Genomic DNA, 21,572 nt, shown 5'->3' with positions numbered 1-21,572 from the left:
ATGAGCTCAAATTTTTCTGTCACGCCAGAACAGCCTTCACGAAGTCGAGGCTGGCGCGGACGTTGGCGATGGGGCCTTCACCCTCGGGCTCGCCGTCCTTGTACATGACGTCCTGCTCCAGGACGTACCAGCCGTCGTAGCCAGCACCTTCGAGCGCCTCGATCATCGCGCGGATGTCGACGTCGCCCTCCCCCAGCACCTGCCACATGCCGTCGGCGACCGCGTCGGAGAACGTGATCTCCTTGGCCACGACCTTGGCGGCCTTGGCGGTGTCGACGTCCTTGAGGTGGACGTGCTTGACCCGGTCGAGATTGGCCAGCGTGATCGCGACGGGGTCCGCGCCCGCAGCGGCGAGGTGGCCGGTGTCGATGCAGAAGCCGATGTGCGAGCCGTCCACGACGCGCTGGACGTCCTCGGCGCTCTCCACGAGGGTGCCGATGTGCGGATGGACCACAGCGACGACGCCGCGCTCGGCGGCGTGGTCGGCGATGCGGTCGAGGTTCGTCAGCAGCGTCTTCCACTGGACGTCGTCCAGCACAGGGCGGTCGTCGTAGCCGTCGACGCCCGTCGCGGCGGCGAGCACGACGACGCCGGCGCCGGTCGCGACGCAGGCGTCGATGAAGGTGTCGACCTCACTCATGGGGTCGTGGGCCGAGTCGTGCAGCACGACGGGCACGAACCCGCCGACGGCCTGCAGGTTGTACGTCTCGAGGAACGTCTTGCGGGCCTCGGGCTCGTCCGGGAGGAACCCGTCAGGCCCGAACTCGGTCGCGGTGAGCCCCAGCCGCTCCATCTCGGCCATGACCCGCTCGGCCGGGAGCTGGTAGCCCCAGCCAGGAACTTCGCACACCCCCCATGAGATGGGGGCACCGGCCACTCGGGTGCCGGTCAGGTGCAGATCGCTCGCGGTCATGCTGATCCTCTTCGGGTTTGTGCTGACAAACTATCAAGGACGAGTGTGTCTCCACTCACATCTGCTGTCAACCCTTTGTCCTGACATATTGACGTCTAGTCATGAGTCGATACATTGTCCGCATGCCAGGACCCAGGTTCACGCTCGACCGATCGAGCCCCGTCCCGCTGTACTTCCAGGTGGCCGAACAGTTCGAGAAGGCGATCCTGACCGGCGAGATCGCCCCCGGTGAGCGCATCGAGAACGAGATCGCGCTCGCGAAGGACCTCGGGCTGTCCCGGCCCACGATGCGCCAGGCCATCCAGGTGCTGGTCGACAAGGGCATGCTGGTGCGCAAGCGCGGCGTTGGCACCCAGGTCGTGCACGGCAAGATCCGCCGCTCGGTCGAGCTGACCAGCCTGTTCGACGACCTCAGCGCCGCAGGCCAGAAACCGCGCACCGAGGTGCTGGCGGTCGGCAAGGTCGCCGCCGAGGAGGACGTCGCCCACGAGCTCCAGCTCAACATCGGCGATGACGTCTGGTCCCTCGAGCGGCTGCGATTCGTCGGCACGCAGCCGTTGGCGCTGATGCACAACTTCATCCCAGTCGACGTCGTCGACCTGGACGCCGTCGACCTGGAGAAGGTCGGCCTCTACGCGCACATGCGGTCGTCGGGCATCCTCATGCGGGTCGCCCGTCAGCGCATCGGCGCGCGCGGCGCAGGGGCCGAGGAGGCCGCGCTGCTCGGAGAGAAGAAGGGCGCTCCCCTGCTCACGATGGCCCGCACGGCGTACGACAACGCCGGCCGCGCCGTCGAGTACGGCCGCCACGCGTACCGCCCCGATCTCTACGCCTTCGAGCTCACCCTCGTCGACCGCTGACCTCCGCTGACGCGTGGGTTACGCCCGCTGACGCGCGCCTTGCGACCGCAAACGCCAGGTCCGAAACCCGCCGGTCAAGCCGCCGCAAGTCCAGCACGCTGGATGCGTGACCATCTCCACGCAGACCCGTGACCCGCACACCGTGATCGACCCGGCGATCCTCTACTTCGGCACGCCGGTCGTGCTCGTGACCTCGGTCAATCCCGACGGCAGCAGCAACATCATGCCGATGTCATCGGCATTCTGGCTCGGCCACACCGGTGTGCTGGGCATCGGTGCCCGGTCGCAGACCGCGGCCAACCTGCAGCGCAACCTCGGTTGCGTGCTCAACCTGCCCTCCGTCGACCTGGTGACCGAGGTCGACCGGCTCGCCCTGACCACGGGACGGTTCGACGTGCCACCTGCGAAGGCCGAGCGCGGCTACCGCCACGAGTCTGACAAGTTCGGCCGCGCGGGATTGACCGCGCTGCAGTCAGACACCGTCGCCGCCGACCGAATCGCGGAGTGCCCGGTCAACCTCGAGGCGCACGTCGTCGACCTGCACCCGGTCGATGACGGGATCCTGCTGTTCGATGTGCAGGTCAGCCGCGTGCACGTGCACGACGCGATCCGTATGCCAGGCACCGCACATCGCATCGACCCGGATCGCTGGCGGCCGCTGATCATGAGCTTCCAGCATTTCTACGGACTGGGTGATCGCGTGCACCCGTCGCGGCTCGCGACCATCGACGAGGAGCTCTATCGCTGAAAAGCCCTATCGCTGAAGTGAGTGCTCGACCTCGGCCTTGATCGCGGCGAGTGTGCGGCCCATGCCCTCGCGCAGCTCGGCGTCGTGGGCGTCGGCGCCGCCGAGTGCGTACTTGGCAGCCAGCCGCACGCTCAGCGACGGGTTGGGCAGCGCCGTGCGCCGCTCGGTCAGCTGAGTGCCGCTGTCAGAGGGCTCGATCTCGTACGACCAGTCGACGTTCGTCGGCCACACGTGGAACCGGAACGCCCCTCGGCCGTTGTCGTTGGCCGGCGGCTTCCACTGAGTGATGCGGCTGAACGTCGGCCACAGGAAGCCCTTGCGACGGTTGAGGTTGATGCCCCGGCGGCCGACGCGTGGCTTGCCGAGCAGCCACATGCCGACCAGCTCCGGGCTGCGACGTGGCATCGCCTTGACGTCCGACACTGCGACCCACACGTCGTCAGGTGTCGCGGCGATGTGGGTCGTCGACTCGAGTGGGGGTTGCCCCATGGATCAGCCTTTCGGTGTGCGAGTGGCTCAGGCGCGCCGCGGTGCGGCCGGCAGTGCACGCAGGTTGCGCGTGCGGGAGTTGAGCCACTCGACGAGCCAGTCTCCCACCTGGGGATGGTTGAGGAGGGCGAAGTGGTGCGCGCTCGGCAGGTACTCGAACGTGGCACCGTCGACGATCGGCCCCGCACGCCCGACGCCTGTCGCCGATGAGAAGTGGACCAGCAGGTCACCCAGGACGGCGCTCAGCGGATGCCGCTGCGAGGCACCGAGCGTGGCTGCGACGAAGTGGTATTCCGCGTGCGGCAGCGGCGCAGCGGCGATGCGGTCGAGGCCCCACTGACCCGTGAGGTCCTGACCCTCCCACTCGTCCTTGGTGATGTAGCCGTGGCGTAGATCGACGATGCCGGCCGACCGGCTCTCGAGGATCGAGCTGAACGGGGCCGACTCGGGCCAGAACCTCAGCAGGCGTGATCCGAGGTGCGCAACCTTCTCCAGGTTGGCGCCCGCGTGGGGGGTGCCGAGGCAGACCACATCGCGTACGAGGTGCTGCCACGTCTGACCGGAGGCCGTCGCGTGGTTGGTCGCCGCTCGGGCCACGAGCCCACCCATCGAGTGACCGATCAGGGTGATGCGGCTGACCGGCACGGGCCAGGACTCGACGAGCTGCTGGAGCAGAACGTCGAGGTGCTTGCCGTTCTCGGAGATGTGCAGGCCGGTGTTGTAGCGGATCATGACCGGCGTGCCGTCGGTCTCGGCGAGGATCCGTTCGGCGTACGTCGTGCCGTGCACCTTGGCGCCGTTGGTCCACGACTCGTCGTTCTCGCACAACCCGTGCAGGAACACGACGGGGTGGCTCGTGCCGTCGCGGAACGCCTCGGCGAGCGGCCACGACGTCGCTGGCACGTCCTGCCCCTCGTGGCGGATCGCCATCGTGATGGCCTGGGGGTCGTCGAGCATGCGGAGCTCGTCGCCGATGAGGCCGTTGACCGCCGCGACGACGAGCCGGCCGCGACGGGTGTCCTCGATGGGCCGGCCGATGCCGCGCGTCGCGAGTGCCCGCACTGAGCCGCTCGAGACGCGCAGGACGCCCGAGATCGCGCCGTAGACCGACGTCACGACGGCGTCGTGCAGCGACTCCGGCACGTGGCCACCCACGACGCGCGTCGCCTTGAACACGCGCGACGAGACGGCCGCGTGCAACTCGCGGACGGTGCCGACGATCAGGCGGTCGCTGTAGTCCAGAGCCAGCGCCGCGACGTCAGTCGTCCGTGCAGGTTCATCGGGCATACGTACATACTGCCGGTATCCGAACCGAAAATGAACTCCCCGCGGGGAGTCATGCGTCACGCGTCGGCGGGAGCCTCGGCGTCGTCGCCCTCTTCGGCGTAGGTGCCGTCGGCCCGCAGCTTGGACAGCTCGATGGCGTTGCCCGACTTGTCGGTGACCTTGGCGGACTCGACGAGCGATGCGAGCGCCTTGCCGCGCAGCACCTCGCTCACCATCTCGGGCACGTGGTTGTGCTCCATGATGTGCTGGATGTACGCGTTGGGGTCCTCGCCCGACTGCTGGGCGCGACGCATGATGTGCTGCGACAGCTCGGCGTCGTCGATGCCGAACTCCTCGTTGGCGACGATCTGGTCGAGCACGAACTGCGCGATCAGCGAGTCGCGCACGCGCTTCTCGAGGTCGGCCTCGAACTCGTCGATCGTCTGCTTCTCGTCGTCGAGGTAGGTCTGGAACTCGACACCGGCCATCGCGAGCTGCTGCTCGATCTGCTGGCGGCGGCTGTCGATCTCCTCGGTCACGAGGTTCTCCGGCAGCGGTGCGTCGATCTTGCTGACGATCTCGTCGAGGACCAGGTCGCGAGCCTCGTTGGCCTGCTCCATGCGCTTGCCACGGGTCACCCGGTCCGTCAGGTCGGCGCGGAGCTCCTCGATCGTGTCGAACTCCGACGCGGTCTGGGCGAACTCCTCGTCGAGCTCGGGGAGCTGCTGCTCCTTGACGTCCTTGACCGTGACGGTCACCTCGACGTCCTGGCCGGCGAGGTCGCCGCCGACGAGCTTGGTCGTGAACGTCTTGGTCTCGCCGGCCTTGAGGCCGATGACGGCTTCGTCGAGGCCGTCGAGCATCGTGGCGCGACCGATCGTGTAGGGCATGCCCTCGGCCTGGGCGGCCTCGATGTCCTCGCCGTTCTGCGACGCCGACAGGTCGATCGTCAGGAAGTCGCCCTCGGCAGCGGCCCGGTCGACCTCGGCGAACGTCGCGAAGCGCTCGCGGAGCGCCGTGAGCTGCTCCTCGACGTCGTCGTCGGTGACGGCGGCGTCCTCGACCGTGACCTCGATCGTCGAGACGTCGGGCAGCTCGAGCTCAGGACGTACGTCGAGCTCGGCCGTGACCTCGATGGGCTCGCCGTCCTCGAACTTCGACAGGTCGATGTCGGGCTGGCTCAGCGGCTGGATCTTGGTGTCCTGCAGGGCCTGGCTGTACCAGCCGGGCAGCGCGGAGTTGATGGCCTCGTCGAGGACTGCGGTGCGGCCGACGCGCTGGTCGACGATCGCCGCGGGGACCTTGCCCTTGCGGAAGCCGGGGATCGTGATCTGCGAGCCGATGGTCTTGTAGGCAGCATCGAGGCTGGGCTTGAACTCCTCGAACGGCACCTCGATGGTGAGCTTGATCCGGGTGGGGCTCAGTGTCTCGGTGGTGCTCTTCACGTGACTGATCTCCTGCATGATCTCGATGCTTGACGGTTGGGGGCTGCGGCCGACGTACGTCGGGCAAATACAGCGACGTACCAGTCTCTCATGAGCGCCAAGAAGCCCCGAATCGAGTCTCGGCCGGACCGCGGACGTACGTCTGAAGTCAAAAGTCGGGATGACAGGATTTGAACCTGCGACCCTCCGCTCCCAAAGCGGATGCGCTACCAAGCTGCGCTACATCCCGTAGCCGCGTCAGTCTAGTGGACACTTGCCCCGTGACCTCGCACCGGTACGACGACATCGTCGCCCTGATCCGCGAACGGCAGCCCGCGTGCGGCTCGACGACCGTCGTCGCGGTCGACGGACCGAGCGGATCGGGCAAGACGAGCCTCGCCGACCAGCTCGCCGAGGTCGCCGGCGCCGCAGTGCTCCACCTCGAGGACCTCTACCCCGGCTGGCACGGGCTGGCCGCGACTCCCCCGATGGTCCGCGGCATCCTCGACGCGATCGCCATCGACCAGATCGGCAAGGCCGCGCGCTGGGACTGGGTCAATGACCGTCCGGGGCCCACGCTGTACGTGCCCCCGGCCCCGACCTTGATCATCGATGGGGTGGGCAGTGGCGCGGCGGTCATCCGGCCGTTCCTGAGCCTGCTGATCTGGGTCGAGGCACCGGTCGACGTCCGCAAGCAGCGTGCGCTGGCACGCGACGGCGACACGTTTGCCCCTTTCTGGGACATGTGGGCGGCCCAGGAGGCGGCACACTTCACGTCCGAGGAGACGCGTCGCCACGCCGACCTCGTCGTGCGTACCGGCGCCTGATCTGCGCAGGCCATGTGGCAAGATGGATGTCGTTGCCGCAAGGCTTCGCGGACGTAACTCAATTGGTTAGAGTCTCTGCCTTCCAAGCAGAATGTTGCGAGTTCGAGTCTCGTCGTCCGCTCTCTTCACGACGTAGTCGTCCGCTGCGGACGACGAGACTCATGGGCCCCTCCCTCGCGCCGCAGGCGCCGGATAAGGGATCGTCGTCCGCTCCATCGCGCCGCACGCGCTCGTCGACGGACGACGAGACTCATGGGCCCCTCCGACGCGCCGAAGGCGCCGGATAAGGGATCGTCGTCCGCTCCATCGCGCCGCAGGCGCTCGTCTGCGGACGACAGGACTCATGGGCCCCTCCCTCGCGCCGCAGGCGCCGGATAAGGGATCGTCGTCCGCTCCATCACGCTCCTCCTCGAGCGTGAAATTCCTGCGAACTGGGTACTCCGCCGGCAAGCCTCCTCGTGAGGGACGGTTGGCGCGCATGCGCGCTGCAGACAGGAGACGGCCATGATCTGGACCAGGGACAAGCGCGAGCACCACGACGACGACCGGGACACCCGCACACGCGATGTGGACGACCGCACGGTGTACGACGACCCGGAAGAGCGGGTCGCCGAGGTCGAGCAGATTCGCCGCGAGGAGTGGGGCGGCATGAACATCGGCGCCGGCTTCTTCGGCTGGCTCGTGGCAGTCGGCATGGCGGTCCTGCTGTCGAGCATCATCAGCGCGATCGCCGCGGCGGTGGGAGACGCCAGGGACATCACCCAGTCCGACCTCGAGCGGCAGAGCGGCGAGATCAGCATCGGCGCAGCGATCGTGCTGCTCGTGGTGCTGCTGATCAGCTTCTATGCCGGTGGGTACGTCGCCGGCCGCATGTCGCGGTTCGACGGCACGCGACAGGGCTGGGCCGTGTGGCTCATCAGCCTGCTCGTCGTCGTGATCGCCGCGGTCATCGGCGCCGTGTACGGGTCTGAGTACGACGTCATGAACCGCGTCGACATCCCGGACGTGCCGATCCCGACGGACGACTTGACGCTCGGCGGTGCCGTCACGATCGCCGCGGCGTTGTTCGCGACGCTGCTCGCGGCGTTGGCGGGCGGCAAGGCCGGCACGCACTACCACCGCAAGGTCGACCGGACCTGGTAGGTCAGTGCAAGGTCTCCCCGCGCTCGAACATCGAGATGAGCTTCTCGATCCGTCGGGCGCGGGTCTCGGGCCGCTTGGCGTGATGGAGCTGGTAGTAGACCGCGAACGTGTTGCGCTTGTTGAGGGTCCCGAAGAACTCCTTCGCTGCCGGGCTCGCCTCAAGAGCCGCCAGGAAGTCCTCGGGCACCTCGGCCGTTGACGGGCTCGCCGTCGCGGCGTCCCACCGGCCGTCCTGCTTGGCCCGTTCGACCTCGGCGAGCCCTGCGGGGCGCATCCGCCCGGCAGCGGTCAACGCCGCGACCTTGTCGCGGTTGATCTGCGACCACGGGCTGCGCGCACGCCGCGGCCCGTACGACTGGCAGTACGCCTCGTCGTCGAGCCTTCGCCTCTGACCGTCGATCCAGCCGTAGGCGAGAGCGAGGTCGAGCAGCTCCGCCAACGTCGGCGTCTGGAGAGCCGAGCCCTTCTTGGCGATGACGAACCAGGCGCGATCGGTGTCGGTGTGGTGTGCCTCGTACCAGCCCTCCGCCTCGGCGACATCGGCGAATCGTATGGGCTCCGGGTCATCGGGCATCTTCGTATCGTAATCACGGTCTCGCGGCCATACTGAGCGGCATGACCGATCGCAATCCCGCCCGAACCGTGCTCATCACCGGCTGCTCGTCCGGCATCGGGGAGGCCACGGCCGCCCGTCTGGCGCGTGCGGGCTGGAGCGTCTACGCCACGGCCCGCAAGCCAGAAACGCTCGCGGACCTCGCGTCGGCGGGCTGTCGCACCCTGGCACTCGACGTCACGAGCGAGGAGTCGATGTCCTCGGCCGTCGACACGGTGCTCGGCGAGTCCGGGCGCATCGACGCCCTCGTCAACAACGCCGGCTACTCGCAGTCCGGCGCCGTCGAGACGCTCGACCTGCAGGACGTACGCCGACAGTTCGAGACAAACGTGTTCGGGCTCCTGCGGATGTGTCAGCTCGTCCTGCCGGCGATGCGCACGCAGCACGCGGGACGCATCGTCAACATCTCATCGATGGGCGGCCGGCTCGTGTTCCCCGGCGGCGGGGCCTACCACGCGACGAAGTACGCCGTGGAGGCGTTGTCCGATGCGCTGCGCTTCGAGGTCGCCGGGTTCGGCGTCAAGGTCGTGCTCGTCGAGCCGGGCCTCATCACGACGAACTTCGAGAACGCCGCGGTGGCCTCGATGGACGGCAACAGCGACGGCCCTTACGCCGACTTCAACGCCGAGGTGGCCAAGGCGACGAAGGAGGTCTACTCCGGTCCGATGCGCCGGCTGGGTGGCGGGCCTGACGCGGTCGCGAAGGTCATCGAGAAGTCACTGAGCGTGCGGCGGCCAAGGATCCGTTACACCGTGACGCCGTCGGCGACGCTCTCGATCCGCAGTCGCGCCCTCATGGGAGCACGGGGTTGGGACGCGATGCTGAAGACTCAGTTTCCTCAACCAACTGGGCCGGAACCCCGGGGCGACTGAGGATCAGGACGGCGCGGTCGTCGTCCCCTGAGCTGACCAGCTTGAGGATGCGTCGCGGTGCCTGGTCGAACCCGGTCGAGACGACCGCAGCGGCCTCCGTGCGCAGCCACTCGATGCCAGCTGTGAAGTCCTGCGTGCGCGACTCGACGACCCCGTCGGTGTAGAACATCAGGGCGTCACCGACCTCGAGCCGGCCCGTGGTCTGGTGGAAGTCCGGGCGCTTCATGATGCCCAGCGCCGTGCCGCGCGCACCGTCGACATCCCAGACCGAGGTCGCGGAGTTCCAGCGGAGCGCGGGCGGGTGCCCGGCGTTGATGATGGAATAGCCGCCCGTCTTCAGGTCGACGAGGACATGCACCGCCGTGGCGAAGCCCTCGTCCCAGTTCTGGCGGATCAGGAAGTCGTTGCCGGCAGCGAACAGTCCGAGCGGGGGCAGCGCGCCGATGAGGCCGCCGAGGGCGCCCGCGAACTGCAGCGACTGGGTGCCTGCGGCCACGCCCTTGCCGCAGACGTCGACGAGGACCATCTCGAGCTTGGTCTCGTCCTCTGACAGGTTGGCGACGAGGAAGTCACCGGCGAACTTGGCACCCCCGGCCGACAGCATCGCGGACTGCGACTTCCAGCCCTCCGGCAGCGTCGGCACGACGCCCTGGGCCTGGAGCCGGTCCTTCAGCTCGACCAGCATCGCCTCGCCGAGCCGGCCCGGCAGGCCGCTGCGGTGACGGCTGGACTCGAACAACACGATGATCGCGACGAGTGCCATGACCGTCAGCGTGCTGACCCGTCCGGTGGTCATGCCGCTTTGGACGGTCTCCTTCGTCACCGTGACCGCGGTGGCGACCACGACGAACAGCACGAGAAGCAGCAGGGTCCGGTAGCGCAGGGCCATCGAGCCGAGCAGCATCGGGATCACGAACGTCGCGGCCGGAAACGTGTTGTAGCTGAACAGCGACACCAGCATGATGCCGGTGGACATGAGCAGCAGGGCCGCGAGGACCGCGAACTGTCCCTCGCTCGTGCCGGTGCGCCATCGGACGATGCGGTCGTCGATGTAGCTCGCCACCGGGGGCAGCGCTCGCCGCAGGCCAGTTGTCACAGGATCGAGCCTATCCACGATGTTGACAGGTGGCGCACCAAAACAAGTTTCTTCCGGCGAGAACCCGGCGACGTACGGGCGTGCCACACACGAGGCAGGGCTGCCCGTCGCGCCGGTAGACGTACACCTCTCCCCCGTGGTCGTCGGCCCGCGGCGGGCGTCCCATGGCTTCCGGCTCGTGCTCGGGCCGGACGGTGTCGATGCGACCGGTACGCACGCCCTCGCGCATGAGCTCCACGAGGTCGACCCACATGGCGTCCCAGCTCCTGCGCGTGATGCGACGACCGGCAGTCATCGGCGCCACCTCGTTGCGGAACAGGACCTCCGCACGATAGACGTTGCCCACACCCGCCAGCACGGCCTGATCCATGAGCAGGGAGGCGATCGGCACGGTCGACCGGTGGATCCGGTGCCAGGCGCGATCGGGGTCAGCGTCGGGGCGCAGCGGGTCGGGGCCGAGCCGCGCGATGCGCGCATCGACCTCCGGGGGCGTCAGCAGCTGGCAGACATTGGGGCCACGGAGGTCGGCCGTCGACCCCGCCTCCATCCGCCACCGCACCTGGCCAACGACCGGCAGCCCCGCGCCGGGCGTGACGATGAACGTGCCGTAGAGACCGAGGTGGACGTGCACCTGCTCCGGCAGGTCCGCGAACGACACGAAGACATGCTTGCCCCACGCCTCGGCGCCCTCGAGCACGTGCCCGTCGAGGCGAGCGGCCTCGGCGGCGAACCGGCCCTGCGGGCTCGAGGACGTGACGGCGCGTCCGCCGTACGCGGTGCGGAGCTCGTCCGCGAGGCGGTGGAGCGTATGCCCCTCAGGCAAGCTCGCCGGTCTCTTCGTAGGCGAGCAGCATGTCGATCCGGCGCTGGTGACGTTCGGCGTGGCTCCACGGCGTCGTCAGGAACGTCTCGACGATCGCGATCGCCTCTTCGGCGGTGTGCATGCGCCCTCCCACAGCGAGCACCTGGGCGTCGTTGTGCTGGCGTGCGAGCGACGCGGTCTCGGTGCTCCAGCCGAGCGCGGCGCGGGCGCCCTTGACCTTGTTGGCCGCGATCTGCTCGCCGTTGCCGGATCCGCCGATCACGATGGCCAGCGAGCCGGGCTCGGCAACAGCTGCGGTCGCCGCATCGATGCAGAACGGCGGGTAGTCGTCCTCGGCGTCGTAGGCGTGTGCGCCATGGTCGACCGGCTCGTAGCCGTTGTCGGTGAGCCAGGCGATCAGGTGGGTCTTGAGCTCGAAGCCGGCGTGGTCGGAGCCGATGTGGACGCGCATGTGCTCAGTCTTTCAGTTCGTATGACGGCACGGTCAGGCACCTCGGACCAGGTCGCGTACGAACGCGGCGAACGCCTCGGCCGACTCGTCGCCGACGAAGTCGCCGAGCACGTAGCGCTTGCGCTCAGCACGTGCTGCGGCCAGCGGATCGCGCTCGAGGAGGTCGTCCAGCACCTCGTCGAGGTTGGACAGGTCACCCAGCAGCACGTAGCCGGTCTGGGCGACCGAGAACTCCTCGCGGAACTCCTCGACCCCGGACCGCATGCTCGTCATGGCATAGGGCTTCTCGGACTGCAGGAAGTCGGACACGACGCTGGACACGTCCGAGATCAGGGCGTCGGACTTGTTGGCACAGTCCACGACGCTCCAGATCTTGTCGACCGTGTTGCCGAACCGGTGATGGCGTCCGGTCGCCTCGCGGTCGGCCCGCATGATGCCGCGGATCTCCTTGATCGCCGCGCGGCGACGGCGCCAGCGATAGCTCAGGGGGTGCGGCCGGAACATGACCTCGACATCGCGCTCGATCAGCGCACGTACGATCTCCGGGCCCCGCTCCAGCGAGGAGAAGTTGACCGTCTCGTCGACACCGTGCCAGGTCGGCGCGTAGAGCACGGTCTTGGGCTTCAGCTCGGCGATGGGACCGCGTGCCGGGACGACCCCTGAAGCCTGCGGCCGCCCGAGGACCCGGAACTTCTCGGGCTCGACATGGATGCCGTGGCGCTCGTAGCGGTCGATGCCGGCCTGCCCGCACACGACCAGCAGGTCGTACAGGGCATGGCGGGGGTTGAAGTTGGCCGGCTTGTCCGAGTCACCGTGGTTGAGCCACACGTGGGTCAGATGGGTGTGCGCCATGAAACCGCTGTTGGCCTGTGCGTTCTGGACATAGAACACCGCCCGCAACGACGGCACGTACAGCGAGTCGAGATCGCGTACGCCCCGCGACCCGAGCTGGACGAGCGGCGACTTCAGGTCGGCGCCCTCGAGGATCAGCGGGAGGTACTTCTCGTTCAACGTGATGACGACGCAACGCTCGCCCGACCGCAGCAGGTAGGGCTCCCACATGCGCAGCTGCCACGGGCCACCGGATCGCCCGGCGAACCCCATCGCGATGGTCGGCGCGTACGCCTCGAGGGCGTGGCGGACCCTCCGGCCGTGCCGCAGGTAGCGGAGCATCGTCGCCGCACAGGCGAGCCACGCGGCCGCCGCCAGGGCCGCCAGTGCCGCGAACGCCGGCCAGGGGGCATCGAGGATCGTCAGCGCCACCGCGATCGCAGCGGCGGTGAGGCTGACCCACGTGTGGGCCTCCACCGGGATGCGGCTCGGCTTCGGTGGACCGTCGGGGACACCCGGCAGCCCGTACGAGTAGGACGGTGTGTCCGCGATGCGAGGGATCAGGAACGTTCCCGCGACCAGGACGAGCAGCGACACGAACGTCGGCGGGTCCGGCAGGAAGGCGAGCAGCACGACCAGTACGAGTCCGACGAACGGCAGGACGATCAGGCGAGGACGTTCGGAGACCTTCTTGCGGAGAGCCTGGGTGCGCTTGCTCGACAGTCGCAGGTCCCCACTCACGCGCCCAGTATGCCAGTCAGCGTGTGCGCGCCCGACGGGCGTCGAGCAACGCCCCGACCATCGTCACGCTGGTCCGCGAGGCATCGAAGATGGCCGGTTGCCGCCAGTAGGAGTGCACCATCCCCAGAGCGCGGAACGCCGTCACGTCGACGCCAGCCTCAGCCAGCTGGGCAGCGTAGGCCTCGCCCTGGTCCCGCAACAGGTCGTGCTCGTTCGTCACGAGGAGCGCGGGCGGGTGGTCGGCCAGGTTGGTCGCGTTGACGACCGACACCTCCGGGAGGTCCCCGGCGTCGCCGGGAGCGTACGACTTCCAGAACCATTCCATCGCTTCGCGCTCGAGCGCCGCGTTGTCGTCGGGGCCGTCCAGGTCGGCGCGGCGGTCGACCGGCGGGTACATCAGCACCTGGAAGTCGATGGCGGCCGGCTCACGCACGGCCAGCCCGGCAACCAGGTTGGCGCCTGACGAGTCGCCGATCGCCGGCAGGAACGACCCGTCGACGCGGTGCTCACGGTCATGCGTACGCAGCCACCTCGCGGCGGTCTGCACGTCGTCGAGCGGCGCCGGGTAGGGATGCTCCGGCGCCCGCCGGTAGTCGACCGCCAACAGCGCCCAGCCGGTGGTGTGGGCGAGGTAGCGGCAGAAGCTGTCGTGCGTCTCGAGGTCGTGCAGCACCCAGCCGCCACCGTGCACGTACAGCGCCACCGGAGCGCCCTGGCGTGGGCGGTAGAGGCGACATGTCACACCGTCGGCGTCGACGTCGCTCACGTCGTCGAGGCCGATCCGGTCGGTGCTCGCCAGCGCGGCGGCCCGCGCCGTCGCCCGGACCTCTTCGTACGTCTCGCCCAGCGAGCCGTACGAGGATGGTCCGAGCGCGTCGAGCAGTGCGCGGGACTGCGGGTGAAGCGTCATGCCAAGAGCCTAGTGGCGTTGATTGGTCTCGATACGAGCCCTCGTTCCTCGGGCTCACTCGACCAGCGGTGGAAAGCTGGTCGAGTGCCCGCTGGGGGTCCCCCCAGGAGCTCTGCGAGTAGGGGGCGGAACGAGCGGGTGTATCGAGACCACGTGACGTTCAGTTGAAATTCAGCTCGCCCTTGCGGGTGCGCTTGAGCTCGAAGAAGTCCGGGTAGCTCGCGAGCAGTCGCGCGCCGTCGAACACCGAGCCGGCGACCTCACCGCGCGGGATGCTCTGGAGCACGGGGCCGAAGAATGCCGTGCCGCCGATCGAGATGACCGGGGTGCCGACCTCTTCGCCGACCCGCTCGATGCCGTCCTGGTGCGAGGCGCGCACCGCGTCGTCGAGCGACGCGTCCTCGGCGGCGTTGGCCAGGTCCATCGGCAGGCCGATCTCCTCGAGCACCTCCTCGTAGAGCGCCTTGTCGAACTCGCGTCCCTCGTTGTGGTGCTTGGTGCCGATCGCGGTGTAGAACGGCCGCAGCGCCTCGGTGCCGTGGGCCTGCTCGACGGCGATCGCGAGGCGTACGGGGCCCCAGCCGCGTTCCAGCATGTCCTTGTAGCGCTGGTCGACGTCCTTGTCGGCGTTGAGCACCGAGAGGCTCATGACGTGGAACGTCGTGTGGACGTCGCGGACCTGCTCGACCTCGAGCATCCAGCGCGAGGTGATCCAGGCGAACGGGCACAACGGGTCGAACCAGAAATCGACCGCCTCGGTCGAGGTCGAGGCGGTCGCGGACGGGACGGTGTCAGTAAAGGTCATGGAAATTTCAACAACGGACGACCCGCTCGCATTTCCTCGACGAGGGATCCGACCACGGCATCGAGCTCACCGCCATGCATCGCAGCAACTCTGCGCTGGCGCTGGTAGGACGCGCCGCCCGAGATGATGTCGTGGATCCCGGCGAGCTCGTCGGTGCACTTGAGGCGCTCCGCGACGGGAGCGAGCTGCTCCAGGACGCGGTGCAGGTGGGTCGTGACGAGTTCCTCCTCGGCGTGCTTGTCGAGGATCAGGATCGCGTCCATGCCGTAGCGGGCGGAGCGCCACTTGTTCTCCTGCGCGAACCATGGCGGCACCGTCGGCAGCTCGCGGCCGGCATCGAGCTCGGACGAGAAGTGCTCGACGAGGCAGTGCGTGAGCGCCGAGATGCTCAGCAGCTCGGCCATCGAGGGGATCCCGTCGCACACGCGTACCTCCAGAGTGCCGAACTTGGGAGAAGGCCGCAGGTCCCATCGGATCTCGTCGAACACGTCGATGACGCCGGTGTGCATCATGTCGTCGACGTAGCCCTCGAGCTGGCTCCACTCCTCGAACTGGAACGGCAGCCCTGCGGTCGGCAGCTGCTGGAACATCAGCGCGCGGTTGGAGGCGTACCCGGTCTCCTTGCCACCCCAGAACGGCGACGACGCGCTGAGCGCCTGGAGGTGGCCGTAGTACGTCAGCAGTGCGCGACTGATCGGCAGCACCTTGTCGCGGTCCTCGATGCCGACATGGACGTGGACCCCGTAGATCAGCATCTGGCGGCCCCACCACTGGGTGCGGTCGATCAGCGTGGCGTACCGCTGCTTGTCGGTGACCTTCTGGTGGTCCCACGCGGCGAACGGATGGGTGCCGGCGCACATCAGTTCGACCCGCAAGGGGTCGGTCACGGTGCGGATCTCCTCGATCGCCCGCTCGAGGTCCGCGCCCGCCTCACGCACGGTGTGGCAGATCCCGGAGACGATCTCGACGGTGTTGAGCAGCAGCTCCTGGCGGATGTGCGGATGCTCGCCACCCCCGTCCGGCGCGACCGCGTCGAGCACGGTCTGCGCCACCTGGCGGAGGTCCCCGGAGTCCGAGTCGACGAGCGCGAGCTCCCACTCGATGCCCACGGTGGAGCGCTCTGACTCGGCAAACGGGATTTCCATGTGCCCATCCTGCCTGAGATCGTGAGCTCAACCCGCTTCGTCCGTGGAACGGTCGCGTGAAAGCATGACGAACATGCCTGGTACCAATCTCACCCGCGAAGAAGCCAGCGAGCGCGCCTCGATCGTTTCCACAGAGACGTATGACGTGCAGCTCGACCTCACCCTCGACTCCGACACCCGCTTCGGGTCGATCACCACGATCCGGTTCGGCGCGACCCCTGGGGCCGCGACCTTCGTTGACCTCGTCGACGCCGAGATCTCCTCGATCACGCTCAACGGCGCTCCGGTCGACCCCTCGGCATACATCGACAACCGCATCGCCCTCACCGGGCTGGCCGAGAGCAACGAGCTCGTCGTCGACGCCACGTGCGCCTACTCGCGCTCCGGCGAGGGCCTGCACCGCTTCGTCGACCCCGTCGACCAACGCGTCTACCTCTACACGCAGTTCGAGGTGCCCGACGCGCGCCGCGTGTTCGCGACGTTCGAGCAGCCCGACCTCAAGGCCGTGTTCACGTTCCACGTCACGGCGCCGTCGGAGTGGGCCGTCGTGTCCAACTCCCCCACGCCCGAGCCTGTCCCAGCCGGCGAGGGCACGGCGACCTGGCACTTCGAGCCGACCAAGCGCATGTCGACCTACATCACCGCGCTGATCGCTGGCGAGTACGTCTCCGTGACCGACTCCTACCGCGGAGCGTACGACGAGATCCCGCTCGGCATCTTCTGCCGCCAGTCGGTCGTGGAGCACCTCGACGCGGACGACATCTTCCTGGTCACGAAGCAGGGCTTCGAGTTCTTCGAGGGCGCCTTCGAGATGGCGTACCCCTTCGGCAAGTACGACCAGCTGTTCGTGCCGGAGTACAACATGGGCGCGATGGAGAACGCCGGCGCCGTGACGTTCCGCGACGAGATGATCTTCCGCAGCCGGCAGACCGTCGCAGCATACGAGCAGCGCGCCAACACGATCCTGCACGAGATGGCGCACATGTGGTTCGGCGACCTCGTCACGATGAAGTGGTGGGACGACCTGTGGCTCAACGAGTCGTTCGCGGAGTTCGCCGCGTCGCACTCGGCGACCAACGCGACCCGATTCACGGACTCGTGGACGAGCTTCACCAACGCCCGCAAGAACTGGGCCTACCGCCAGGACCAGCTGCCCTCGACGCACCCCATCGCGGCGGACAACTATGACCTGCGCGCGGTCGAGGCCAACTTCGACGGCATCACGTACGCCAAGGGCGCCTCCGCGCTCAAGCAGCTCGTCGCGTGGGTCGGCGAGAAGGACTTCTTCGCGGGCCTGCGGGCGTACTTCGGCAAGTACGCCTACGGCAACACCGTGCTCAATGACCTGCTCGCCGAGCTCGAGGAGGCGTCGGGGCGCGAGCTGCACGCGTGGGCCGAGGAGTGGCTGCAGACGTCGGGCGTCAACACGCTGCATGCGGAGTTCGAGACGGACGAGAACGGCTACTTCACGTCGTTCTCCGTCGAGCAGACCGCGATCGACGCCTACCCGACGTTGCGCCGCCACCGCATCGCGATCGGCCTGTACGACCAGGTCGAGGGCAAGCTCGTGCGCACGGAGCGCGTGGAGACCGACATCCGCGGCGCGTCGACGCAGATCACCGAGCTGATCGACTCCAAGCAGCCCGACCTCATCCTGCTCAACGACGACGACCTGACCTACGCCAAGATCCGTCTCGACGAGCGCTCGTTCGCGACGCTGATCGAGAGCATCGCGACATTCGAGGAGTCGCTCCCCCGGGCGCTTTGCTGGGGATCGGCGTGGGACATGACCCGCGACGCCGAGCTGTCCTCGTCGGACTTCGTCACGCTGGTGCTCGCCGGCGTCGGCTCGGAGACCGACCTCACCGCGGTCGGCTCACTCCTCCGGCAGGGCCTCAGCGCGATCAACCTGTTCACGTCCGACGCCGCTCGTCCCGAGCTCAAGGAGCGGTGGGAGTCCGGCGTACGCGCGCTGATGGAGGCTGCCGAACCGGGCAGCGACCACCAGCTCGCCCTCGTACGCGCGTACGCCTCAGCCGCGTCCGGGCCCGAGCGGCTGCGCGAGCTCCTCGACGGGGCGCTCGAGGGACTGTCGGTCGACACGGACCTGCGCTGGACGATCGTCACCGCGCTGGCACGGATCGGCGCGGCCGACGAGGCTGAGATCGCCGCGGAGCTCGAGCGGGACAACACGATCTCCGGCCAGGAGAACGCCGTCGCGGCTCGGACGATCCGGCCGCTCGCCGAGGCCAAGGCCGAGGCGTGGCAGATCGCCGCGGTCGACCCGTCGACGCCCAACGAGACGCGTCGCCAGGCGGCTCTCGCGTTCCAGGTCGCGGGCCAGGCCGAGGTGCTCGAGCCGTACGTCGACCGCTACCTCGAGATGGCCGCCACGATCATCGACGACATGGGCGTGTGGATCGGGCAGGTCGCGCTGATCTACCTGTTCCCGTCGGCGAACCCCTCGCAGGCGACGCTCGACAAGGTCGATGCGTGGCTCTCGTCGACGACCGCCAACCCGGCGGCGAAGCGCTACGTCTCCGAAGGCCGTGACGACCTCGCCCGCGCCCTGAAGGCCCAAGCCGCCTTCTAGCCCACCTCCCCGCTGGGAGTGACGAGTTGCAGGCCCGTATGGGCGTGTCACCTGCAACTCGTCACGCTCACGGTGGGGAATGGCTGTGGACGAGTGACGGTCGTACACAAGGGGCTCACGCAAGGGTTCTCCAGCTTGGGCGTTGGCATCATCTTTGCTGGATGTCTGACCTTCGACCCATGACGCGTCGCGATGCCCTTCAGCTCGAGCACACGCGGTGGAACCTCACCCAGAGCCCATGGGCTCATCCGCACTACGGCGTCGTGGCCCCCGACCACCTGGACCCTGACGACCCGCTTGATCGTGTGCGCCATGTCATTCCGATCCTGTCAGCCGGCAGCTTCCTCACCGGATGGGCTTCCGCTCGGTGGCAAGGCAACATGATGCTCGACGGACTGGACCGGTACGGCCAGAAGTTGCCGGTCACGTTGGCAACCCCCGAGCGAGGACAGCATCGTCACCGGGACGGCATTCGCGCGACTCGCCGGTCGATCCTCGCGGACGAGACGTTGATGTTCGAGAACGTGCCGGTCACCACGCTGGCGCGCGCTGTGTACGACCAAGCGCTGGAGGCACGTGATGTTCGCGAAGCCGTTGTCATCATCGACATGGGCGTGTCCAGACTTGTGCCCCAAGCCCGTACGACACTCGCGAATCTCCACCGACTCGTCGAAAGACACCACAAGACGCGCGGGATCGTCCGCGTCAGGAACGCGCTGACCCTTGCCACCGATCGATCCGCAAGTCCGTGGGAGTCTCGCACGCGCCTTCTGGCCGAACTCGACGCCGACATCCACGGCCTGTTGCCGAACGCCCCGGTCTTCGACCTCGCCGGCGAGCTCCTGGGGATCGCAGACCTCATCGATCCTGCGACGGGACTCGTCATCGAGTCCGACGGTTCCCACCATCGAGAGGCCGAGCATCATACGGACGACAATCGGCGGGAGGAGCGATTCGAACGCGCGAAAGCCGTCGTGTGCCGCGTCACTGCACTCGACCACAGGGACCGGGATCGATGGAAGACCGTCGGACGCATACGTCGGGCATACCTCGACGCGACTCGTCAGACCGAACGATCCTGGACGCTCGAGAAACCCGACTGGTGGTGGCGTTGGGACCCCGGCAGACGCTGGGACTGACGCGGACTCCACTGAGCGTGACAACTTGCAGGCGACACGCCCAAGCGAGCCTGCAACTCGTCACTCCCAGCGGGGAGTGTCCCCGGCGAGCGGTGGGTCAGTGGTGGGGGGTGACGGAGGTGTCCGTGCGAACGTGGATCTCGTTGCCGGGCGCCGGAGGGACGTAGTTGTTGCGGGCCGTCAGCAGCGCAAACAGCGTGATGATGACGAACAGGCCGGCCGTGCCGCCACCGAAGACGACCAGCAGCCAGAGATCGCTACGGTCCTTGCCGTCGGGCCAGGCGGGACTGGCAGGCTCGGCGGCGAAGGCCGCAGTCGCACCGCCGAAGAACACGACGACGAAGGAAAGCGCAAGTCCGAACAGGCGGGCGGGAGTCCTCATGGGCCCCATCGTATCCACCCGTAGGCTGGAGGAATGCCACCCCTCGACGTGAACTGGGACCTGCCCGCAGGCAAGGCGTACGACTGGTTCGTCGCCGCGCCGCTCTCGATCCTCCTGATCATCGTCTCAGGACTGATCTTCCGGTGGTTCGTCTGCAGATCGATCGATCGGCTCGTCTCCCGCGCGAGCAAGGGCGCTGTCCCCGGGGTCATCGCCAACTCCAGGGCCGGCGAGTTTCTGGACGGGCTCAAGCAAGGCAGCCACCAGCGGCGGGAGCAGCGAGCCCAGACGATGGGATCGCTGCTCAAGAGCGTCGCGACGGGCATGATCCTGGCCGTTGTCGTCGTGATGGTGCTGTCCCAGCTCGGCACCGACATCGCGCCGATCATCGCCAGCGCCGGCATCCTCGGCATCGCGTTCGGGTTCGGCGCCCAGAACCTCGTCAAGGACTTCCTGTCAGGGATCTTCATGATCCTCGAGGACCAGTACGGCGTCGGCGACACGGTCGATCTCGGCGAGGCAAGCGGGACCGTCGAGGCGGTCGGCCTGAGGGTCACCCGGCTCCGGGACGTCAACGGCACGGTCTGGTACGTCCGCAACGGCGAGATACTCCGCGTCGGGAACCAGAGCCAGAACTGGGCACGCACGGTCCTCGACGTCACGGTTTCGTACGACACGGACCTGGACCGGGTGCAGGACATCCTCCAGGTGGTCGCGACAACGACTTACGAGGACCCGCGGTTCCACGACGTCATCATCGAGCAGCCCGAGGTGTGGGGGGTCGAGCGCTTCGACAAGGACGGCGTGGTGGTGCGGGTCGTGCTCAAGACCGCACCGGCACAGCAGTGGCTCGTCGCTCGCGCCATGCGCCAACGCATCAAGGCCGAGTTCGACCGTGCCGGGATCCGCATGCCGACGACGTTCCCCGTTTCCACCACGACTCTCACCGACGAGGACCCCACCCCGTGAACGAGCGCCAGCTGGGGGTCCCCCCACGAGCTCTGCGAGTAGGGGGCGTGAAGCTCGATGCAGGGATCACGTCGTTGTCTCCGTATCGTGGGTTCTTGTGGGAGACAACGACGTGACCGAGACCCAGACGTTCTACGACGCCATCGGCGGGCACGACACGATCAAGCTCATCGTCGACACGTTCTACGAGGGCGTCGCCACCGACGAGGTGCTGCGGCCGCTCTACCCCGAGGAGGACCTCGGACCCGCGGCACACCGCTTCACGATGTTCCTCGAGCAGTACTGGGGCGGACCCACGACGTACTCCGACCAACGGGGACACCCCCGGCTGCGCATGCGCCACGCACCGTTCGCCGTGACCCCCGAGGCCCGTGACCGCTGGCTCGTGCACTTCCGCGAAGGCCTCGACCGGGCGAAGCTCTCCCCCGAACTTGACGCCCAGTTCTGGGCGTACGTCCAGCACGCCGCGAACTTCATGGTCAACACCGCGCTCTGAGCGAAGCGATGCGGTGTTGGGCCATGAAGCGACAAC

Annotated in this window: 22 protein-coding genes and 2 tRNA genes; 10 read left to right on the top strand and 14 right to left on the bottom strand. The window is 67.9% G+C overall.

Annotation, left to right across the window (positions count from 1 at the left end):
* Positions 1-19 precede the first annotated feature (19 nt).
* Positions 20-913 (bottom strand): TIM barrel protein, encoded by an 894-nt coding sequence (locus AC1DVU_RS08980; protein WP_476922093.1) that lies wholly within the window; start codon positions 911-913, stop codon positions 20-22.
* A gap of 122 nt (positions 914-1,035) precedes the next feature.
* On the opposite strand from AC1DVU_RS08980, the gene AC1DVU_RS08975 reads away from it, so the two are divergent.
* Positions 1,036-1,773 (top strand): GntR family transcriptional regulator, encoded by a 738-nt coding sequence (locus AC1DVU_RS08975; protein ID WP_476922092.1) that lies wholly within the window; start codon positions 1,036-1,038, stop codon positions 1,771-1,773.
* A gap of 106 nt (positions 1,774-1,879) precedes the next feature.
* On the top strand, positions 1,880-2,521 hold the full coding sequence (locus AC1DVU_RS08970; protein ID WP_476922091.1) for a flavin reductase family protein: 642 nt from the start codon (positions 1,880-1,882) through the stop codon (positions 2,519-2,521).
* Between the two features lie 6 nt (positions 2,522-2,527).
* Here the strand turns inward: AC1DVU_RS08970 and AC1DVU_RS08965 are convergent, their stop codons facing one another.
* The 4 genes from AC1DVU_RS08965 to AC1DVU_RS08950 form a co-directional block, all read right to left on the bottom strand.
* On the bottom strand, positions 2,528-3,010 hold the full coding sequence (locus AC1DVU_RS08965; protein WP_476922090.1) for an SRPBCC family protein: 483 nt from the start codon (positions 3,008-3,010) through the stop codon (positions 2,528-2,530).
* A 27-nt stretch (positions 3,011-3,037) separates the two neighbouring features.
* Positions 3,038-4,297 carry an esterase/lipase family protein gene (locus AC1DVU_RS08960; RefSeq protein WP_476922089.1) on the bottom strand — a complete coding sequence of 420 codons (1,260 nt, stop codon included), beginning with the start codon at positions 4,295-4,297 and terminating at the stop codon, positions 3,038-3,040.
* A 56-nt stretch (positions 4,298-4,353) separates the two neighbouring features.
* A complete protein-coding gene (tig, locus tag AC1DVU_RS08955; RefSeq protein ID WP_476922088.1) occupies positions 4,354-5,721 on the bottom strand; it encodes a trigger factor in 1,368 nt (455 codons plus the stop codon).
* 155 nt (positions 5,722-5,876) lie between these two features.
* Positions 5,877-5,950: transfer RNA gene (locus AC1DVU_RS08950), tRNA-Pro, on the bottom strand.
* A 31-nt stretch (positions 5,951-5,981) separates the two neighbouring features.
* On the opposite strand from AC1DVU_RS08950, the gene AC1DVU_RS08945 reads away from it, so the two are divergent.
* The 3 genes from AC1DVU_RS08945 (at position 5,982) to AC1DVU_RS08935 (ending at position 7,670) form a co-directional block, all read left to right on the top strand.
* On the top strand, positions 5,982-6,527 hold the full coding sequence (locus tag AC1DVU_RS08945) for a nucleoside/nucleotide kinase family protein (protein ID WP_476922087.1): 546 nt from the start codon (positions 5,982-5,984) through the stop codon (positions 6,525-6,527).
* A 47-nt stretch (positions 6,528-6,574) separates the two neighbouring features.
* Positions 6,575-6,648: transfer RNA gene (locus AC1DVU_RS08940), tRNA-Gly, on the top strand.
* A 383-nt stretch (positions 6,649-7,031) separates the two neighbouring features.
* The gene (locus AC1DVU_RS08935; protein ID WP_476922086.1) at positions 7,032-7,670 is read left to right on the top strand and encodes a hypothetical protein; all 639 of its coding nucleotides are present in this window, start codon (positions 7,032-7,034) and stop codon (positions 7,668-7,670) included.
* A 1-nt stretch (position 7,671) separates the two neighbouring features.
* On the opposite strand, the gene AC1DVU_RS08930 is transcribed toward AC1DVU_RS08935, so the two are convergent.
* Positions 7,672-8,244 (bottom strand): YdeI/OmpD-associated family protein, encoded by a 573-nt coding sequence (locus AC1DVU_RS08930; RefSeq protein ID WP_476922085.1) that lies wholly within the window; start codon positions 8,242-8,244, stop codon positions 7,672-7,674.
* Between the two features lie 41 nt (positions 8,245-8,285).
* Between AC1DVU_RS08930 and AC1DVU_RS08925 the strand changes: the two genes are divergently transcribed.
* The gene (locus AC1DVU_RS08925; protein WP_476922084.1) at positions 8,286-9,155 is read left to right on the top strand and encodes an oxidoreductase; all 870 of its coding nucleotides are present in this window, start codon (positions 8,286-8,288) and stop codon (positions 9,153-9,155) included.
* Here the strand turns inward: AC1DVU_RS08925 and AC1DVU_RS08920 are convergent.
* The 7 genes from AC1DVU_RS08920 to AC1DVU_RS08890 form a co-directional block, all read right to left on the bottom strand.
* On the bottom strand, positions 9,076-10,251 hold the full coding sequence (locus tag AC1DVU_RS08920; RefSeq protein WP_476922083.1) for a PP2C family protein-serine/threonine phosphatase: 1,176 nt from the start codon (positions 10,249-10,251) through the stop codon (positions 9,076-9,078). The genes AC1DVU_RS08925 and AC1DVU_RS08920 overlap by 80 nt on opposite strands.
* A gap of 10 nt (positions 10,252-10,261) precedes the next feature.
* Positions 10,262-11,074, bottom strand: coding sequence for an Fpg/Nei family DNA glycosylase (locus tag AC1DVU_RS08915; protein ID WP_476922082.1), 813 nt, complete (start codon positions 11,072-11,074; stop codon positions 10,262-10,264).
* On the bottom strand, positions 11,067-11,525 hold the full coding sequence (locus AC1DVU_RS08910; RefSeq protein WP_476922081.1) for a ribose-5-phosphate isomerase: 459 nt from the start codon (positions 11,523-11,525) through the stop codon (positions 11,067-11,069). The genes AC1DVU_RS08915 and AC1DVU_RS08910 overlap by 8 nt, the downstream gene beginning before the upstream one ends.
* A 33-nt stretch (positions 11,526-11,558) precedes the next feature.
* Positions 11,559-13,097, bottom strand: coding sequence for a CDP-glycerol glycerophosphotransferase family protein (locus AC1DVU_RS08905; RefSeq protein ID WP_476922080.1), 1,539 nt, complete (start codon positions 13,095-13,097; stop codon positions 11,559-11,561).
* A gap of 16 nt (positions 13,098-13,113) precedes the next feature.
* The gene (locus AC1DVU_RS08900; protein ID WP_476922079.1) at positions 13,114-14,007 is read right to left on the bottom strand and encodes an alpha/beta hydrolase; all 894 of its coding nucleotides are present in this window, start codon (positions 14,005-14,007) and stop codon (positions 13,114-13,116) included.
* A 160-nt stretch (positions 14,008-14,167) separates the two neighbouring features.
* Complete coding sequence (locus AC1DVU_RS08895; RefSeq protein ID WP_476922078.1) at positions 14,168-14,812, bottom strand: mycothiol-dependent nitroreductase Rv2466c family protein; 645 nt, start codon at positions 14,810-14,812, stop codon at positions 14,168-14,170.
* Positions 14,809-15,957 carry a glutamate--cysteine ligase gene (locus tag AC1DVU_RS08890; protein WP_476922077.1) on the bottom strand — a complete coding sequence of 383 codons (1,149 nt, stop codon included), beginning with the start codon at positions 15,955-15,957 and terminating at the stop codon, positions 14,809-14,811. The genes AC1DVU_RS08895 and AC1DVU_RS08890 overlap by 4 nt, the downstream gene beginning before the upstream one ends.
* Before the next feature lie 73 nt (positions 15,958-16,030).
* On the opposite strand from AC1DVU_RS08890, the gene pepN reads away from it, so the two are divergent.
* On the top strand, positions 16,031-18,550 hold the full coding sequence (gene pepN, locus AC1DVU_RS08885; RefSeq protein WP_476922076.1) for an aminopeptidase N: 2,520 nt from the start codon (positions 16,031-16,033) through the stop codon (positions 18,548-18,550).
* 179 nt (positions 18,551-18,729) lie between these two features.
* A complete protein-coding gene (locus AC1DVU_RS08880; RefSeq protein WP_476922075.1) occupies positions 18,730-19,689 on the top strand; it encodes a hypothetical protein in 960 nt (319 codons plus the stop codon).
* 97 nt (positions 19,690-19,786) lie between these two features.
* Here AC1DVU_RS08880 and AC1DVU_RS08875 read toward each other — a convergent pair whose 3' ends face one another.
* Positions 19,787-20,071: a hypothetical protein gene (locus tag AC1DVU_RS08875; protein WP_476922074.1), complete on the bottom strand. Its 285-nt coding sequence runs from the start codon at positions 20,069-20,071 to the stop codon at positions 19,787-19,789.
* Positions 20,072-20,104: 33 nt separating this feature from the next.
* Here AC1DVU_RS08875 and AC1DVU_RS08870 point away from each other — a divergent pair, with 33 nt between their 5' ends.
* Complete coding sequence (locus tag AC1DVU_RS08870; RefSeq protein ID WP_476922073.1) at positions 20,105-21,040, top strand: mechanosensitive ion channel family protein; 936 nt, start codon at positions 20,105-20,107, stop codon at positions 21,038-21,040.
* Between the two features lie 112 nt (positions 21,041-21,152).
* Positions 21,153-21,536 carry a globin gene (locus AC1DVU_RS08865; protein WP_476922072.1) on the top strand — a complete coding sequence of 128 codons (384 nt, stop codon included), beginning with the start codon at positions 21,153-21,155 and terminating at the stop codon, positions 21,534-21,536.
* Positions 21,537-21,572 lie beyond the last annotated feature (36 nt).

It is taken from the genome of Aeromicrobium sp. P2_G6 (assembly GCF_056403535.1).
The sequence above is the reverse complement of the archived record's forward strand: the minus strand, read 5'-3'. Positions and strand labels throughout refer to the sequence as shown.